The sequence below is a fragment of the Nesterenkonia lutea genome (assembly GCF_014873955.1).
Lineage (GTDB): Bacteria > Actinomycetota > Actinomycetes > Actinomycetales > Micrococcaceae > Nesterenkonia > Nesterenkonia lutea.
Genome location: NZ_JADBED010000001.1, coordinates 2093530 through 2110377 on the forward strand (window position 1 = coordinate 2093530; position 16848 = coordinate 2110377).

Annotated in this window: 18 protein-coding genes; 5 read left to right on the top strand and 13 right to left on the bottom strand. The window is 67.5% G+C overall.

The genetic code is table 11. The features are described 5' to 3' along the window. The 7 genes from H4W27_RS09585 to rpmB all read right to left on the bottom strand — a co-directional run bounded on the left by H4W27_RS09585 (position 1) and on the right by rpmB (position 4926). Entirely contained in the window at positions 1-885 is an 885-nt protein-coding gene (locus H4W27_RS09585) for a hypothetical protein (protein ID WP_192595733.1), read from the bottom strand. Continuing rightward, positions 882-3047 (bottom strand): cytochrome c oxidase assembly protein, encoded by a 2166-nt coding sequence (locus tag H4W27_RS09590; RefSeq protein ID WP_318782272.1) that lies wholly within the window; start codon positions 3045-3047, stop codon positions 882-884. Before H4W27_RS09590 ends, H4W27_RS09585 begins: the two co-directional genes overlap by 4 nt. After that, on the bottom strand, positions 3044-3319 hold the full coding sequence (locus tag H4W27_RS09595; RefSeq protein WP_192595734.1) for a hypothetical protein: 276 nt from the start codon (positions 3317-3319) through the stop codon (positions 3044-3046). Before H4W27_RS09595 ends, H4W27_RS09590 begins: the two co-directional genes overlap by 4 nt. A 186-nt stretch (positions 3320-3505) precedes the next feature. Continuing rightward, positions 3506-3790 (bottom strand): HU family DNA-binding protein, encoded by a 285-nt coding sequence (locus H4W27_RS09600; protein WP_036474622.1) that lies wholly within the window; start codon positions 3788-3790, stop codon positions 3506-3508. A gap of 424 nt (positions 3791-4214) precedes the next feature. After that, positions 4215-4520: a 30S ribosomal protein S14 gene (gene rpsN, locus H4W27_RS09605; protein ID WP_192595735.1), complete on the bottom strand. Its 306-nt coding sequence runs from the start codon at positions 4518-4520 to the stop codon at positions 4215-4217. A 2-nt stretch (positions 4521-4522) separates the two neighbouring features. Continuing rightward, positions 4523-4690: a 50S ribosomal protein L33 gene (gene rpmG / locus H4W27_RS09610; RefSeq protein ID WP_022872124.1), complete on the bottom strand. Its 168-nt coding sequence runs from the start codon at positions 4688-4690 to the stop codon at positions 4523-4525. Then, positions 4690-4926 (bottom strand): 50S ribosomal protein L28, encoded by a 237-nt coding sequence (gene rpmB, locus H4W27_RS09615; RefSeq protein ID WP_036474464.1) that lies wholly within the window; start codon positions 4924-4926, stop codon positions 4690-4692. The genes rpmG and rpmB overlap by 1 nt, the downstream gene beginning before the upstream one ends. A gap of 337 nt (positions 4927-5263) precedes the next feature. Here rpmB and H4W27_RS09620 point away from each other — a divergent pair, with 337 nt between their 5' ends. Then, positions 5264-6178, top strand: coding sequence for a DMT family transporter (locus H4W27_RS09620; protein WP_192595736.1), 915 nt, complete (start codon positions 5264-5266; stop codon positions 6176-6178). On the opposite strand, the gene H4W27_RS09625 is transcribed toward H4W27_RS09620, so the two are convergent. Both H4W27_RS09625 and H4W27_RS09630 read right to left on the bottom strand, forming a co-directional pair. Next, complete coding sequence (locus H4W27_RS09625) at positions 6129-7574, bottom strand: amidase (RefSeq protein WP_192595737.1); 1446 nt, start codon at positions 7572-7574, stop codon at positions 6129-6131. The two genes, H4W27_RS09620 and H4W27_RS09625, sit on opposite strands and share 50 nt — an antisense overlap. A 44-nt stretch (positions 7575-7618) precedes the next feature. Further along, a complete protein-coding gene (locus H4W27_RS09630; RefSeq protein WP_192596537.1) occupies positions 7619-8641 on the bottom strand; it encodes a D-2-hydroxyacid dehydrogenase in 1023 nt (340 codons plus the stop codon). A gap of 118 nt (positions 8642-8759) precedes the next feature. On the opposite strand from H4W27_RS09630, the gene H4W27_RS09635 reads away from it, so the two are divergent. From H4W27_RS09635 to H4W27_RS09645, 3 genes are all read left to right on the top strand, one after another. Then, a complete protein-coding gene (locus H4W27_RS09635) occupies positions 8760-9428 on the top strand; it encodes a GntR family transcriptional regulator (protein ID WP_192595738.1) in 669 nt (222 codons plus the stop codon). Positions 9429-9487: 59 nt separating this feature from the next. After that, entirely contained in the window at positions 9488-10489 is a 1002-nt protein-coding gene (locus H4W27_RS09640; protein ID WP_192595739.1) for an aldo/keto reductase family protein, read from the top strand. A 78-nt stretch (positions 10490-10567) separates the two neighbouring features. Next, entirely contained in the window at positions 10568-11770 is a 1203-nt protein-coding gene (locus H4W27_RS09645; RefSeq protein ID WP_192595740.1) for a hypothetical protein, read from the top strand. A gap of 27 nt (positions 11771-11797) precedes the next feature. Here the strand turns inward: H4W27_RS09645 and H4W27_RS09650 are convergent, their stop codons facing one another. Both H4W27_RS09650 and H4W27_RS09655 read right to left on the bottom strand, forming a co-directional pair. Continuing rightward, the gene (locus H4W27_RS09650; RefSeq protein ID WP_192595741.1) at positions 11798-12352 is read right to left on the bottom strand and encodes an acyl-CoA thioesterase; all 555 of its coding nucleotides are present in this window, start codon (positions 12350-12352) and stop codon (positions 11798-11800) included. A gap of 49 nt (positions 12353-12401) precedes the next feature. Beyond that, entirely contained in the window at positions 12402-13271 is an 870-nt protein-coding gene (locus H4W27_RS09655) for a response regulator transcription factor (RefSeq protein ID WP_192595742.1), read from the bottom strand. A 219-nt stretch (positions 13272-13490) separates the two neighbouring features. Between H4W27_RS09655 and ald the strand changes: the two genes are divergently transcribed. Continuing rightward, positions 13491-14603, top strand: a complete 1113-nt coding sequence (gene ald, locus H4W27_RS09660; RefSeq protein ID WP_192595743.1) for an alanine dehydrogenase — start codon at positions 13491-13493, stop codon at positions 14601-14603. Here ald and H4W27_RS09665 read toward each other — a convergent pair whose 3' ends face one another. Further along, a complete protein-coding gene (locus H4W27_RS09665; RefSeq protein ID WP_192595744.1) occupies positions 14604-15719 on the bottom strand; it encodes a 3-hydroxyisobutyryl-CoA hydrolase in 1116 nt (371 codons plus the stop codon). A gap of 87 nt (positions 15720-15806) precedes the next feature. Next, complete coding sequence (locus H4W27_RS09670) at positions 15807-16652, bottom strand: HpcH/HpaI aldolase/citrate lyase family protein (RefSeq protein WP_192595745.1); 846 nt, start codon at positions 16650-16652, stop codon at positions 15807-15809. Positions 16653-16848: the final 196 nt, after the last annotated feature.

Sequence of the window (16848 nt, forward strand, 5' to 3'; positions counted from 1 at the left end):
TCATTCGGTCCCAGACTCGGTCTCTGTCTCAGGCCCAGTCTCAGACTCTGTTCCTGACTCAGTCTCGGTCTCCTCCAGCGCGGCGGCCGTCTCCGCGGTGATGGCCTCCGCCATCGCGGTGAACTCCGCCGAGGCCGCCGCTTCCCCTCCGGTGAAGGAGACCATGATGATGTCATCGTCCACCTGCGTGAACAGGATCTGGGCGAAAGTTGTTCCTTCGCCCTCCCGCTCCCAGGAATAGCTCACGCTCTCCTCGCCGGAGGACTCGAGCGCGGGCTCGCTGATGCTCAGCTCGTAGTCGATCCCCTCCAGGGTGAACGCGGTCTCCGCGCAGGTCTCCAGCAGGCGCCGCACATTGTCTCGGTGTCCCTGAACCTGCTCGGCATCCTCGGCACCTTCAAGCGCCGCGAGCTCGATGGAACCGGCTCCGGAGAAGCCCTCGGCGAAGAAGTCGGCACGCACCGTGTCCTCCCCGAGCAGCAGCGGCGAGAAGTCGACCGCCGCCAGCGGCTGCGCGCAGGTCTCCGGCGTCACCGCCGCATCCGGGTCCTCCCCCGCCAGGGAGTTGTCGCGAAGCAGGTCGCGGTAGGACTGGGCCACCTCGTCCGAGACGAATCCCACCTCGTTGAAGCCGAAGCTCCCCGCGCGCTCGAGACCCGCCTGCGCGGCGTCGACCAGCCGATCCGGACCGCTGACCTCTCCAGCCCCGGCTGAGGGATCCCCGCCCTCCTGGGCCTCGCCGCCGTCCTGGGCATCGGAGCTGTCAGGCGACTCGGTGCCGGTCGCCTCGTGACCCTCCGGGAGCTCCTGCTCCTGATCTGCGGAGCAGCCGCTCAGCAGCAGCAGGCCGACCAGAGCTGCGATCCCTGCTCTCCCCCGGGTCATCGCGGCTGGTCGCGTTCTGCCATCTGGGCGAACATGTCGTTGTAGTCATGCAGCTCGGCGTCGCCCGTGCGATCAGCCTCACGGTCCAGGCGCTTCGTCTCGCGCTTGTCGTCCTTGGACCAGATGACTCCGGCCGCGAAGGACATCAGGATCGCGGGGATCTCTCCGAGGGCCCACATGAGTTCGCCACCTCGGCGCTGATCCTCCAGCGCGGTGAAGCCCCAGTCGTGGCCGATGTTGCCGAACCAGGCGGCTTCGATCAGCTGGTCCGAGCTGGTCAGCGCCACCGCAAGGAAGGCATGGAAGACCATGGTGGCCAGCAGGATGATCAGCCGCATCGGATGCGCGGGGCGCTGGGGCAGCGGGTCCGCCCCGATCAGCACCAGGGCGAAGATGTAGCCGGTGGCCAGGAAGTGGAAGATCATCAGCTCGTGGCCCACGTGGTGATTCAGCACGAGTCCGAAGACCGGGGTGTAGTAGAAGATCAGCAGCGAGCCGGCGAAGTTCACCGCGGCCACGATGGGGTGGGTGATGAACCGCGAGAATCGCGAGTGCACCAGCCAGAGGATCCATTCGCGGGGGCCTCGGGTGCCGTCGGTGCGCGCCGGCAGCGAGCGCAGCGCAAGGGTCACCGGGGAGCCCATGACCAGGAAGATCGGGGCGACCATGGTCAGCGTCATGTGCTGGATCATGTGTCCGGAGAACAGCACCATGCCGTAGACGGCTGGACCGCCGGAGGTCACCCAGAGCAGCACCGCGAGCCCGAGCAGCCAGCTGGCGGCGCGCAGCAGCGGCCAGCTGTCGCCGCGGCGGCGCATCCGCACCATGGCCAGCACGTACCAGGCGGCGAGGAAGGTGACCACGGCCACCCAGAGCCAGTCCGGGCGCCACAGGGTGAACCAGAGGGCTCCCTCAGGCTCCGGCGGAAGGTCGTATCCGGTCAGCGTCCGGGCCGGGCTCGCGTCCGGCGGAAGCTCTTCGGACACCGGCGGCGCGGTGCGCCCGAGGATCGTGCTGATGCCGATCACCGCGGACATGAGCGTCACCTCGACAAGGATCAGCTGGAAGAGGAGCCCGGCAGGTCGCGTCCGGCTGCTCAGCCGAGGAATGATCCAGGACCGGTGCATCCAGCCGATGAGGGCGAGTCCGAGGGTGGCGAGGAGCTTGGCGGAGAGCATCAGTCCGTACTGGGTGCTCACCAGCTGGTCCAGCGACTCGATGCGAAGGCTCGCATTGATGACGCCCGAGGCCGCCACGGTCAGCAGGGCGAGCCCGGCCAGCACCGAGTAGCGGCGCAGCAGCGTCTCGGTCAGATCATCGGTCGGGTCCTCGGTCCCTGCCTGGCTCGTCCGCCCGTTCGGGGCGGCCGCCTGGCGCCCGAGTGCTGGGGAGAGCAGGGCGAGGACCACGAGTCCGCCGACCCAGACGACGACGCCGAGCAGGTGGAGCCCCAGCGAGTTGACCGCGGCGTAGTGGTCATCCCCGGACGCCGAGTGGCCCACCAGAGCCATCGGCAGAATCGCGGTGAGCCCGAGGATGACGATGAAGAACAGTCCGGCGGGAGCGCGCACAGCGGTCACCAGCGTGGTGAAGAGCGCGGCGATGATCACCACGGCGGTCCACGCCTGACCGGTGGCGATGGACTGCACATAGCCGAAGAAGCCTGCCGCGAAGGAATCTGAGGCCGAGAGCTGGAGCCCGGAGATGTCGGAGAAGGTCAGCACGAGCACCGCCACGGCAGCCACGGTCCAGAGGACGCCGGCAATGCCCGCGATCTGCAGGATCCGCGTGAAGATCGGGTGCTCCCCCGCGGGTCCGGTGCCCCCCTCGGCGCGTTCGACCTTCCGCCGCTGTCGCGGTCCGCGCCGCGCGGGCACGGCCACCGCCGCCAGGATCACGGCCGCCAGTGCGGTGGCCATGGAGAGGTGATGGATGAAGCGTGCCACCGGAAGGCCCCAGCGGGTCAGGGCGCCGGAGTCTGAGAGTTCACCGGCTTCGCCGACACCGGTCAGGACGCCGGAGATGATCAGAGCGACCAGGCCGGCGAGGATCGCTGCCACGGTCAGCGGCACCGGCGCGCGCCAGAGCGCCGCAGGACGCTGCTCGCGGCGGGGCGACGAGTCTCGGGCGCCGGCGGCGGGGCCCCGCGTGGAGGTGCTCACGCGTCGTCGTTCTTCCGGGGGTCGCCGTCGGGCTCGGCAGAGCCGCCTGTGCCGTCCGGCTCGCCGGAGCCGTCTCTGCCGTCGGCCCGCTGCTGCCAGCGCTGCGATTCCTGCATCTTGCGCCGGGCCAGCACGATCACCAGGATCAGCAGGAGGAGGCTCCCGATGCCGAAGACCAGGGGGGACCAGCCGGGCAGCTCATCGCTCGGAGTGGCCGCTGCGGCGTTCGCGAGGACGGAGGAGCCGAGCGCCAGCGCTGATGGGACTGTCATGGTTCTGCGCCTTCCTGCGGGATCACTTTCCGGGCCTGCGACAATTCTACGCCGCGTAGAAGAACCTGCGGCGTGGGAGAAGCGGATGGGACGACGTCGGCCCCCCACCCGATCAACTGGGCGAGGGGCCGAGACGTTCAGCCGGGCCGCAGCGAGTCCGCATGGGACCGCCACGACTCATGTGGCTCATTTGCCGGTGGCGGCAGCCTTCAGCTTGGAGCCTGCCGAGAGCTTCACAGAGTAGCCCTCGGGGATCTGGATGGTCTCGCCGGTCTGCGGGTTGCGTCCGGTGCGCGCGGCGCGCTTGGTGCGCTCCACTGCCAGCCAGCCGGGGATGGTGACCTTCTCGCCCTTGGAAACCTGTTCGGTGAAGACCTCGAAGACGGAATCCAGAACGCCGTTGACGGCGGCCTGGGAGTTGCCGGACTTCTCTGCGACTGCTGCGACGAGCTCGCTGCGGTTCAGTGCCATATGTTTGTCCTCCTGGACGTATTCGGTGGCAGTCCCCGACCTGACCTGAGCGCGTTGCTGGTGCGATATGCAGCGGCGGCGCGCCGGTCATGCCGCGTGGGGCTTTCAGAACGGCAACTTACCACGCAGGCCCGGATGAACCAGCATAGAAGCCCGTGATTCTGGGCTGAAGACGTCCGTTTTCCGCTCCGCGAACACTCTGCGAGGTCCTGGATCGGGTGCTGCGAACACAAGAACCACTCGCGAGAGGACTGACGCTGTTCCTCCAGGGGTGAGGAACAGCAGCCTCCGCACGGATGGCTGTCTTGGACGGGTTCAGGGCACAGAGGTGCAGCAGAACGACCAAGGGGTGGGCCGCCCGAAGGCGGCCCACCCCTTGGTGAGCGTCTCGACTCAGCGAGACACCGGACTCAGCCTCTGGAGATCACCAGGATGACTTGGTGATGCCGGGAAGCTCACCCTTGTGAGCCATGTCGCGGAAGCGGATGCGCGAGATGCCGAACTTCTGGAAGGTGCCGCGGGGGCGACCATCGATGGCGTCGCGGTTGCGCACGCGGATCGGGGAAGCATCACGGGGAAGCTTCTGCAGGCCCACGCGGGCCGCCTCGCGGTCCTCGTCGGACGCGTTCGGGTCAACGAGGGTCTTCTTCAGCTGCAGACGCTTCTCGGCGTAGCGCTCAACGATGACCTTGCGCTGTTCGTTCTTTGCGATCTTGGATTTCTTGGCCATGATCAGCGCTCCTCTCGGAAGTCGACATGCTTGCGAACGACCGGGTCATACTTCTTGAGCACGATGCGGTCGGGGTTGTTGCGGCGGTTCTTGCGGGTCACGTAGGTGAACCCGGTGCCTGCCGTCGACTTCAGCTTGATGATGGGACGTACGTCCTTGTCCTTTGCCATTAGAGCTTCTCACCCTTCTCGATCAGCTCGGCGACGACTACGTCGATGCCGCGGACGTCGATGGTCTTGATGCCCTTGACGGACAAGGTCAGCGTCACATTGCGTCCCAATGAAGGAACCCAGTAGCGCTTCTTCTGGATGTTCGGGTCGAACCGGCGCTTGGTGCGCCGATGCGAGTGGGAAATTGAGTTGCCGAACTGCGGCCCCACTCCGGTCACCTGGCAACGTGCTGCCATGATCACTCCTCTTGCGTAAGTACGTGAATGTATACGGGCGGTCCCCGATTCTGGGTCCCGCCACCAGCTATGACACCGTTACTTGCGAGGACGGACCAGGCTGGGTGAGATCCAACCGAAGTGCCTTCTCATTCGCACAGCGAGACGCTGCACGGACGGTGGTGCTTGATGTGGTGCTCTGGAATCCAGGCTTCACAACAACCCTGCTGCTTTCCGGCGCCAGACCCCTGCGTTCCTCTCTCCAGGAGGACGCGCATGAGCACAGCGCAGCACGGCTTGCGACTGTCAATACTAGCCCGCCCCCGGGGATAGGGCAAAGCGGCGGTACAGTCGTGGCGTGAACCAGAATGCCACCCTGACGCGCAGGGCTCTTCCCGTGGCGGCGATCATCGCCACCGTGCTCATGTGGGCCTCGTCCTTCGTGCTGATCCGCTGGTCCGCGGGGGAACTCTCACCTGGACCGCTGGCCCTGCTGCGACTCGTGGCCGGGGCGGTGACGCTGAGCGTGCTGCTGCTCATCGTCAGGCGCGGGCGGCTCTCGCTGCCCAGCCGGTCCGCACTGGGGCTCACCGCGCTCTATGGCGTGATCTGGTTCGCCCTCTACACCCTGGTCTTCAACCTGGCCGGACACTACATCGATGCGGGCACGATCGCCATGGTCGTCAACCTCGCTCCGATCATGGTCGGAATCGGTGCGGTCATCTTCTTCAAGGAGTCCTTCTCTCCCCGACTCTTCACCGGGATGGTGGTCTCGCTCTGCGGGATCGGGCTGATCAGCGTGGCTGGATCCACCGGCCAGCTGGCGCTGGCAGGACTGGGCATCGCGCTGATCGCCGCGTTCCTCTACGCGGGAGGCATGTTGATCCAGAAGCTGGCGCTGCGCCACACCGATCCGCTCACGGCCACCTGGCTGGCCTGCGCCGCAGGGACCGTCGTCCTGCTCCCCTTCCTCGGTGCCACCGTGGAGGAGGTGCAGACCGCCTCCACCCCGGTGATCGTCGGGGCGATCTACATGGGGATCGGGCCCACCGCGCTGGGATTCTGGTTCTGGGGATACGCGATGAACCACTTCCCCACCGGCAAGGTCGCCGCGAGCACGCTGGCCGTCCCCGCCGTCGTGGTGCTCATGTCCTGGCTGACGCTGGACGAGGTGCCCCCGCTGCTGGGCATCGTCGGCGGGGCGGTGACGCTGACCGGGGTGGCTATCGCACAGCTGCGGCGCCCCGTGAGACAGGTGTCACCGGCGCGCTGAACTTCTCCCCGCTGGCGATCTCATAGGCCCGCGCGGCGCGCAGCAGCGAATGGTCTCGGGTTCGGGCGGCGACGATCTGGAGTCCCACCGGCAGTCCGGATCCGGTCAGTCCGCAGGGCACGGAGACGGCCGGCTGCTGGGTCATGTTGAACGGATACGTGTATGGCGTCCAGCTGGTCCACAGCTGGGAGGGCCAGCCCTCAGGGGCCTGCCGGGCGGCGTCGAAGGCCGGGATCGGCATGGTCGGGGTGACCAGCAGGTCATACCTCTGGTGGAAGTTTCCCATGCGCACGCCCGTGTCCATCCGCACGGCCGTGGCACTGAGATAGTCCAGCGCCGTCGCGTCGGCGTACTTCTCGATGCCTTCGCGCAGCCCCGGGTCGATCTTCTCCAGCGCTCCGGGACCGTAGGCCTGGAGCACCTTGGCGGCGCCGGTGAACCAGAGCACGTGGAAGGCCTCGACCGGATCCTCGATGTCCGGGTCCACCTGGTCCACCTCCGCCCCCAGGGAGGCGAGCACCTCCACCGCCTCGCGCACGCGCTGCTCAACCTCTGGATCGTTGGTCCCGAAGCCCAGCGTGGGCGAATAGCCGATCCGCACCCCGGCGAGCGGAGAGGACTCGGTCTCCAGTGACTGCAGATCCGCGGTGAAGGATCGTGAAGGAGAGGGAAGCGCCGACCAGTCCCGCGAGTCGAAGCCTGAGATCACGTCGAGCAGCAGGGCCGTGTCAGTCACGGTGCGCGCCATCGGTCCCGCATGCGCCAGCGTGCCGAAGGGGCTCGCGGGGTACATCGGCACTGTGCCGTAGGTGGCCTTGATCGCCACCGTGCCGGTGAAGGCGGCGGGTATCCGCACCGAGCCGCCGCCGTCGGTCCCCACGGCCCAGGGCCCCATGCCCGACCCCACGGCCGCAGCCGCACCGCCGGAGGACCCGCCTGCGGTCACCGAGGGGTCCCAGGGGTTGGTGGTGGCGCCGAAGCGCTGGGAATCGGTGGTGCCCTTCCACGCGAACTCTGGGGAGGCGGTCTTTCCCAGCAGGACTGCACCGGCCTCCCGCAGCCGCGCGACACAGGGGGCGTCCTGCTCCCAGGGGCCGGCCTCGTCGATGAGGCTGGACCCGCGGAGCGTGGGCCATCCCTTGGTGTAGAAGATGTCCTTGATCGAGGTCGGAACCCCATCGGCAGGACCCACCGGCTGTCCCTCGGACCAGCGCCGGGCCGAGTCCCGAGCGGAGTCCAGCGCGGAGTCCCGGTCCACCAGGACGAAGGCGTTGACGGCATCGTTGTGCGCCTCGATGCGTTCCAGCGTGGCCTCCGTGGCGTCCACCGGAGTGAACTCTCCGCTGCGGTATCCCGCAAGCAGCTCGACGGCGGTCAGTTCAGCAAGGTGCGTCATGCGCCCCTCCTCAAGCTCGTGAGTCCGGGGACTCAGCGGGTGAATCAGATCTCAGCTGCTCCAGGTCTGGAAGACGAGGGGACGTACCCCTTCGCCTTGTCCACGACGTTCTTCAGCGGCTCCCCCTCCAGCCAGCGCTCAGCGTTGTGCACGAACTGTTCGGCGAGCGCGTCCCGCCAACCCAGCACATCACCGGACATGTGGGCGGAGATCGTCACAGTCTCCAGGTCCCACAGCGGCGAATCCTGTGGCAGCGGCTCCTCCTCGAAGACGTCGAGCGTGGCTCCGGAGAGGTGCCCGGCCTGCAGCGACCTGACCAGCGCCGGTTCGTCCACGGACTCCCCGCGGCCGATGTTGATCAGGTGAGCCCCTGGGCGCATCGCAGCCAGCGACTCTTCACCGATCAGCCCGAGGGTCTGCGGCGTCAGCGGTGCGGCGTTGACGACATGGTCGAACGCCCCGATGTGCCGGGGCAGCTCGGCGCTGTCCAGAACGGTTCCGAAGTCGGGATCCTGCGTCCGAGTAGTGCGCCCGGCCCCGGTGACGGTGATCCCGACGGCGCGCAGCAGCCGCGCAGTCTCGCGCCCGATGGCTCCGGTGCCGATGATCAGCGCTGAGCGCCCCTGCACCCTGTGGGTCTCCCGATGAGCCCATTCTCGACGCTGCTGGTGCCGCAGGTTTCCGGCGAAGTCCTTGGCGTGGGCGAGGATCGCGGTCAGCACATACTCGGCGATGGGTCGGTCAAAGATCCCCTGGGCGTTGGTGACGGTGACCTCGGAGCGTCCCAGCTCGTCGAACATGAGCGAATCAACCCCGGCCGCGGCCACATGGATCCACTCCAGCGAGGCCGTCCGTGACCAGGCCTGCTCCACCGCCGGAGAGAAGAAGTCCCAGAGGAAGAGCGCCTGTGCGCCGTCGACTGCGTCTCCGAGCCCGGCCGCATCGGTGTAGCGCAGCTCAGCCCGGCTCTCGATCTTGTCGAGCCCGCCCGGTCTGTCCAGACTGCCCGGACTCGCGGCCCCCGCGGCGGGACACAGCACAGTGATGATCGGCAGCGCTGGTGTCATGCTCACCTGTCCTTCACATCGATCGCTCGTGCCGGCGTCGCTGGTCTCGCGTTCTTTCATACTGGGGTGCGGCTATGCTATGAATACCTGTGAAGATTGTCAACAATCCGGAGATGCCATGAGTTCCCCCGCAGGTTTTCAACCCGTCCACCGAGAGTCCACCTCCTCCCTGATCACGCGCGCTCTGCGCGAAGGGATCATGAACGGTCGCCTTCCCGCCGGGGCTCAGCTCTCCGAGGCGGGTCTCGCCGCCGAGTTCGGCGTGAGCCGTGGGCCCCTGCGTGAAGCGATGCAGCGCCTGGTCCAGGAGGGTCTGGTGCGCAGCGAGCTCAACCGCGGACTCTTCGTCAAGGAGCTCGACGAGGAGGAGATCCGAGATCTCTACCTGACCAGGACCGCGATCGAGACGGCCGCGGCACGCACGGTGGCGCACTCCTCCGGCGCCGTCGCGGCGTCTCAGCGACTGCGCGAGCGTGCCGCCGCGATGGCCGAGGCGGCGGCGTCCGGGGACCTGAAGGCTCTGGCGGACGCCGATTTCGCCTTCCACGAGGAGCTCGTGAGCCTCGCCGGCAGCCCTCGACTCCACCGGGTGCACGAGACACTGATGGTCGAGACACGAATGTGCATGACCGCGCTGCAGGGGACCTACTTCGACCCGGAGGACCAGGTCGCCGAGCACAGCCGGATCGCCGAAGCAGTGGCCTCTGGCGACGACGCGGCGCTGCAGCGGGAGATCGAGGAGCATATGCAGGAGGCACTGGACCGACTGGTCCGCGCGGGCCGGTGAGCGGAGCCGCACGGAGGGCCCCATGGCACTTCCCCACTCGCCGGGGATAAGCTCTGCCCATGGAATTCAGATACCTCGGAAACTCTGGCCTGAAGATCTCTGAGATCACATACGGCAACTGGCTCACCCACGGCTCGCAGATCGAGAACGACGTTGCGACCACCTGCGTCCATGCCGCCCTCGACGCGGGGATCACCACCTTTGACACCGCCGACGTCTACGCGAACACCGTGGCGGAGCAGGTGCTCGGCGATGCCCTCGCCGGACAGCGGCGCGAATCCCTGGAGATCTTCACCAAGGTCTACTTCCCGACGGGACCCAAGGGGCACAACGACACCGGGCTCTCCCGCAAGCACATCCTCGAATCCATCAACGGCTCACTGAACCGGCTCGGCACCGACTACGTGGACCTCTACCAGGCTCACCGCTACGACTATGAGACTCCGCTGGAAGAGACCATGCAGGCCTTCGCCGACGTGGTCCGCTCGGGCAAGGCGCTCTACATCGGGGTCTCGGAGTGGACCGCCGATCAGCTGCGTGCCGGGCACGCTCTGGCCAAGCAGCTGGGCATCCAGCTCATCAGCAACCAGCCGCAGTACAACATGCTGTGGCGGGTCATCGAGCCCGAGGTGGTCCCGGCCTCCGAGGAGCTCGGCGTCTCACAGATCGTCTGGTCGCCGATCGCCCAGGGCGTGCTGACCGGCAAGTATCTTCCGGGGCAGCCTGCCCCGGAGGGATCGCGCGCCTCGGACAAGGAAGCGGGCAAGTTCATCGAGCGGTATATGAACGACGAGATCCTCACGGCTGTGCAGAAGCTCAAGCCCATCGCTGAGGACCACGGACTGAACCTGGCTCAGCTTGCTGTGGCCTGGGTGCTGCAGAATCCCAACGTCGCCTCAGCACTGGTGGGTGCCTCGCGCCCCGAACAGATCGCAGGCAATGTGGCCGCCGCGGGAGTGACCCTCGATGACGCAGCGATGCACTCCATCGACTCCGTCCTGGGGGATCTTGCCCAGCAGGATCCAAGTCTGACGAAGTCCCCGGAGACCCGCATCAGCTGAGCCCGGGCCGCCTGACCCATCAGGTGCGTCTTTACCGGATCGTTATGAGTACGGCGCGCCGCGTCGTACACTGGCGGCTTGACTATTGACATCGGCGGCGGGGTCGGGGCCCCGCCGTCCATCACGCATGAGGGGCACGACTGGATGAAGCGGGGAGCGCAGACAGCCGCGTCCTGGAGCGGCGCTGCGCTCCTCAGCCTCACGCTCGTGCTCGCCGCCGTTCCTGCCCATGCAGATGCCGCGACCGACGAACCGAGCATCCCTGAATCGAGCCTCGCTGAGCCCAGCACCACGGGGTCAGCTGAGACCACCGCTGACCCGGATGACATGCAGAACCAGGACGACGACTCTCCGAGCACGGGTGACGAGACTCCGACGGATCCCCCGGAAGAACCCACCGAGCAGCCGACCGACTCAGAGGAGCCCACCGAGACTCTGGAGCCCACCGAGCCTCAGGAACCCACGGAGGAGCCCGCCGAGCCGGAGGAGCCCACCGATGAGCCCTCGGGCACGCCGTCTCTGGAGCCCACCGACCCGGACGACGAACTCAGCCCGAGCCCTTCTGGGGACCCAGAGGCTCCCGCGACCGGGGCTCCCAGTCAGGGACCGGGACAGCAGCCGGGACAGGACGAGCACTACATCAGGTGCGGCTCTGTGCTCGTCGCACCCGGACAGACTGAGACGCCGCGCCTGGACATGAGCAGCGGACTCACCGGACTCACCACGGGTTCCAGTCTCACCGGAGCCTCCATCCGGATCGAGGGAAACGTCGTCTATTATCAGGCGCCGTCCCCGCTGCCACCCGGCGCCTCCCAGGATGACTTCTCGGTGAGTGCCGTGGCACCGGACGGAAGCCCCGTCTCGACTCGCTGCTACGTGGGCCTGCAGGAGGGAGCCGGCGGTGGTTCTTCCGCGCAGCCGCCGTCACCCAGCCCGACCAGAGCCTCACAGACCGAGGAGACACCCGGCTCCGGTTCTGTCGCACCCACCGGCTCTGCCGCGCCCACCACTTCCGCCGCACCCACCAGCTCCGGCACGCCGCAGGAGTTCCCTGAAGGCACTGCACTCCCAGGGATCCCAGGCATGCCGGGCTACACCCTGCCGGAGCTGAGCTCCCCCGCCTCGACTGATGAAGGGGCTCCGACTGCGGAGCCGGAACTGGCACAGACCGGTCCCGACGCCGCCAGTGTGGCCGCCTCGGTGTCTCTCGCGGTGCTGGCGATCATCGCCGGGGCGGCCGCGATCGCGCTGGCCTCACGACGGGCTCGCGCGGCACAGTGAGCGGCCCGCCGGGCAGCCCGGCGTGACTCACCACTGATTCGGTGCAGGCTTCCGCGCCGAGGGAAGCGCCGAGCTGCGCCGCCAGGTCTGCAGCTCTTCGCTCACGGTCAGGTCCTCCGGCACCTCATGCCCGAGCTCCCGAATCGCCTCGATGATGTCCTCATTGGCGACCGGACCTTGCGCGGAGAGCAGCCTGCCGGCGATGTGTGCGCGGACGTAGATCTCGCCGTCGACCACTGCGCGCTGTTCGAAGTAGAAGCACTTCTCGTCGAAGCCGATCATGCGGGTGTGGATCTCGAAGCGAGTCATGAACGTCACCGAGCGGCGAAAGGTGATCTGCTCCGACTGCACCACCGGGGACCATCCGCGCCGACGCATCAGGGCCCACATTCCGGAGCGTGCCATCAGATCAAAGCGGCCCAGATCGAAGAGCGAGAAGTACTGGCCGTTGTTGATGTGCCGAGCGATGTCGATGTCAGTGGGCAGCGCGCGCAGCGAGACCACGGAAGACTCCCACGGAGTCATGGAGGGTCGACGACGCGCGCGGAGCAGAATCAGGAGGGTGCGGAAGATCACATGCATGCGCTCAGTGTGCCACAAGCTACCGCTGAGTAATAAGCCGCCGCCAGGTTCAGCGCGGCAGCACTGAGGACCCCTCAGGGCCGGAAGGCTCCTGGTCGGCTGGGCGCAGGACATAGCCGGCGCCCCGCACGGTGTGGATCATGCGGGGCATGTTCGACTCGATCTTCTTGCGGACGTAGGAGATGTAGAGCTCCACGATGTTGGCCTGACCGGCGAACTCGTACTCCCAGACCTGCTGGAGGATCTCAGACTTGGGCAGCACCGTCCTGGCGTGACGCATGAGCAGCCGGAGCAGCCGAAACTCGGTGTCGGAGAGATCGATGTCGCGCCCCGCACGCTGCACGGTGCGAGCGGCGGTGTCCAGCTCCAGGTCTCCGACCACGAGCCGCTCCCCGTCGGTCCGCACCGGCAGTCGCGCGGTCATCAGATGCAGCCGTCGCAGCGACTCCTCCACCGTGATGATGCCGGTCATGTGGTCATCCAGCGGATGGACGGCGCCCAGGACATCGGTGAGCTCTGCCTCGGCATCGAACCAGAGCAGCGCCGCCGTCTGCTCGCGGCTTCCCCGCAGGCCGTCGAGGATCCTGTCCAGGTCCGCCACCCTGCGACTGGCGCGGACGTCCACGACGAAGATGTCCGGAGCGTCGGCCTGCAGACTCGCTCTGGCGGCCTCGGCGCTCGAGGCCTGGAGCACCTTCACGTCGAGTCCACGGAGCCGCTGACTCAGCTCCGAGGCCGCGGGCGAGGGTCCACCGAGGATCAGCACAGGCGAGGAGATGGACAGCGGGGAGCCCTCCGAGGGAGGCGAGGACGGCGCACCCGCGCGCTGGCGCCCTGCACCGTCTTCCTGCTCCATCGAATGGATCTCCAGATCTGTCTCCCGGTCACGCTCATCAGGACGCGGCAGACGTCCCAGCATCCCCAGACTGTCAACATCTGCGTCCAGGGTGAAGTCACAGGCTCAACAACAGCTTGACCCCTGCACCTCCGGGGCGAAGAGCTCGGCGGGCAGTTCCCTGAGGGTCTCGAGTCCCGGTGTGCATTCATGACAGACTGAACACAGTGACCGGCATCACCCCATGTCGGCACTCGGTTCGACCCGCTGAGCCGCCCACCCGGCACGTGAAGAGGAGACCAGATGATCATCGGAGTTCCCGCTGAAGTCAAGAACAACGAATACCGCGTGGCCCTCACCCCCGCAGGGACTCACGACCTGATCGGGCGCGGCCATCGGGTCCTGCTGCAGAGCGGAGCCGGCGCCGGCTCCGGCTTCGCCGACACCGAGTATGAGTCCGCTGGCGCCGAGATCCTCGGAGTGGCCGAACAGGTATGGGCACAGGCCGAGCTGATCCTGAAGGTCAAGGAGCCCCAGGCCGAGGAGTTCGAGCAGATGCGGGAGGGTCAGGTCCTCTTCACCTATCTCCATCTTGCGGCGGAGCCCGAGTGTGCGCGTGCCCTGCAGGAGCGAGGCGTCACCGCGATCGCCTATGAGACCGTCACCGGGCCCCATGGGCTGCCGCTGCTGGCCCCGATGAGCGAGGTGGCGGGCAGACTTGCTCCGCAGGTGGGCGCCTATCATCTGATGCACTCCCAGGGAGGTTCGGGCATCCTGATCGGTGGCGTGCCCGGGTCCCGACCCGCGAAGGTGGTCGTCATCGGCGGCGGCAAGGCCGGCGAACAGTCGGCGCTGACCGCCCTGGGGATGGGAGCCGATGTCACGGTGCTGGATCTGAACATCGATCGGCTTCGTGAGCTTTCGGCCCTGTCCGGACGCGGACTCACCACGCTCGCCTCGAACACCTTGACGCTCACCGAGGAGGTGGCTGCGGCAGACATGGTCATCGGCTCGGTGCTCGTGCCCGGTGCCACGGCGCCGAAACTGGTGACCCGGGAGATGGCCTCGGCCATGCGTCCGGGGTCCGTGCTGGTGGACATAGCCATCGACCAGGGCGGCTGCTTCGAGGGCTCCCGTCCCACCACGCACGCCGATCCGACGTTCACGCTCGGCGAGCAGATCTACTACTGCGTCGCGAACATGCCGGGTGCGGTCCCGCACACCGCCACGGCCGCGCTGACCAACTCCACGCTCCGGTTCGTGTTCGCACTGGCGGACAAGGGCTGGAAGCAGGCGCTGCGCGAGAACCCGCACCTGGCCAAGGGACTCAACGTCCACGGAGGGGCGATCACCAATGCCCCGGTGGCGGAGGCGCTCGGCGCCGAGTACCGCGACATCGAGGACGTCCTGGCCTGATCAGAGGCTCTGGACCTCGCTGAGCCGCCGGCCCGGCACCGGCGTGAAGTACGTCTGGACGAGGCCCTCACCGACGTCCTGGAGTCGGGCCGGACTCCATCGAGGCTCACGATCCTTGTCGATGATCTGCGCGCGGATGCCTTCACGGAAATCTTGTGATCGCAGCATGTGCACAGCGATCGTGAACTCCTGCTCCAGCGCCGCTCGCAGCGAGAGCTGTTCGGCGGCGAGGATCGCCCGGTGAGCGACCTTCAACGAGACCGGTGACTTCTCCCGCAGCGCCTGTGCGGCTGCGCCGGCCTGCTCATGCGCGGGTGCGAGCTCATCGAGACGCTCGAGCACCTGCTCCACCGTGGGAGCCGAATACGCCTGGTCGATCCACTCTCGGGCCTCAACGAGCCCCGAAGACTCGGCGGCCACGGCGAACTTCGGGAGCACGACCTCCACAGGTGCGGTGCTCAGCGCCTGGGTCAGGTCATTGAGCTCCTCCGCGGGGACCAGCACGTCGGCCAGTCCGGCGGCGATGGCATCTGCGGCATCGAGATGGGCGCCGGTGAGCCCGGCGTGCAGACCCAGCCGTCCAGGAGCCTGAGCCAGGAGCCAGGTCCCGCCGACGTCGGGAGAGAACCCGATGGTGGTCTCCGGCATGCCTGCTCGTGTGCGTTCGGTGACCACCCTGTGTGAGCCATGGGCCGAGACGCCGATGCCTCCACCCAGCACCAGCCCGTCCATCAGTGCGATGAAGGGCTTGGGGTACTCGGCGATCGTCTGGTTGAGCGCGTACTCGTCGGCGAGGAACGGCTCGCTGGTGAAATCGGCGGCGTAGCCCGGCGTGCCGACAGGGAGGATCTCTCCGCCGTCCTGGGACTGCAGGGCGACCATCTCCTGGTACAGGCTCGAGACATCGCCGCCGGCGCAGAGCCCTCGGTCACCGGCACCCCTGATCAGCACCTGTGTCACCGTGTCGTCCACGGCCCAGTCCCGGAGCTGCACCAGCAGGCACTCACACATGAGCTGGGTCAGCGCGTTGACGGTGCGGGGTCGGTTCAGCGTGATGATTCCCAGGTGGCCGCGCAGCTCGAAGGCCACATCTCCGGTATACGTCTCCCTGCCCATGTGACAGAGGTTACACTGCGCGTTCTGCCCGCCCAAAAGTGCCGTGACCTGGGCCTGTGTCCAGTCTGCGTAGTCAGTGCGGCGGAGTCAGGCGTTCCAGAGGCCGTAGGAGTCAGCCAGGGAGGCGATCTTCTGCGCGCGCGCGAGGCGGGGCAGATATGAGCCGTCGCCGATGGACCCGCCGGCCTCGTGTGCCTCGATCAGCTCGCGAGCCCAGCTCAGCTCGTCCTCTGAGGGTGCCAGGCCGGTGTTGATGTGTTCCACCTGGGCCCGGTTCAGCGAGAGCTTGCCGGTCATGCCCATGTTGGCGGTGACCAGACAGGCCTCTGCGGTCTGCTGCGGATCGGCATCGGCGGCAGTGGGTCCGTCGATCGCGCCGGGAAGCCCGCCGACGCGGGAGGCGATGACCAGCCTGGACCTGGCGTAGGCCAGCGCCATCGGGTCGGCGGAGACGCCGACGTCCTTGCGGAAGTCATTGGTTCCGAAGGCCAGCCGGAACGTGCCGGGGGCCGAGGCGATCAACGTGGCATTCTCCACGCCGAGAGCCGACTCCACCAGGGCGATCACCGGCGTGCCGGCGCGCAGCCGCATGGCGGTGTAGGTGACCTGCTCGGGACGCTCCGTCTCGGCCAACATGACACCGCGGAGCCCTTCGGCCCGGGAGAGGGCGCTCAGATCGTCCTCCCAATGCTCAGAGGTCGTGGGACTGATGCGCACCCAGGCCGTCATGCCGCCGTTCAGGGCGCGCAGCACTGCCTCCCGTGCCGCAACCTTGCCGTCATCGGGCACGGAGGCCTCGAGGTCGAAGATGACCGAATCCGCCTCACTTGCCAGCCCAGGGGCAAAGTCCGCCTCTCTGGCGGCATTGATCAGCAGCCAGGAGCGGGAGAGTTTCGCGGGAAGCGCCGCAGCGCGCCGGTTCCGGATGGGCATGGCCTCCAGCCTACCGGACCTGACCGGACAGAACCGGGCCCATGCCGCGGGCCCCCGGGAGCGAGCCGGAGGTCGGGGGCACGGGGTCAGGGGGCCAGGAGGCCAGGGCAAGGGGCACGGTGGCCAGGGCCAAGGGGTGTTGACATTGCACGGAGCGGGATCCAGTATGAGTCTCGCAGACGTTCAAGTTTGAATT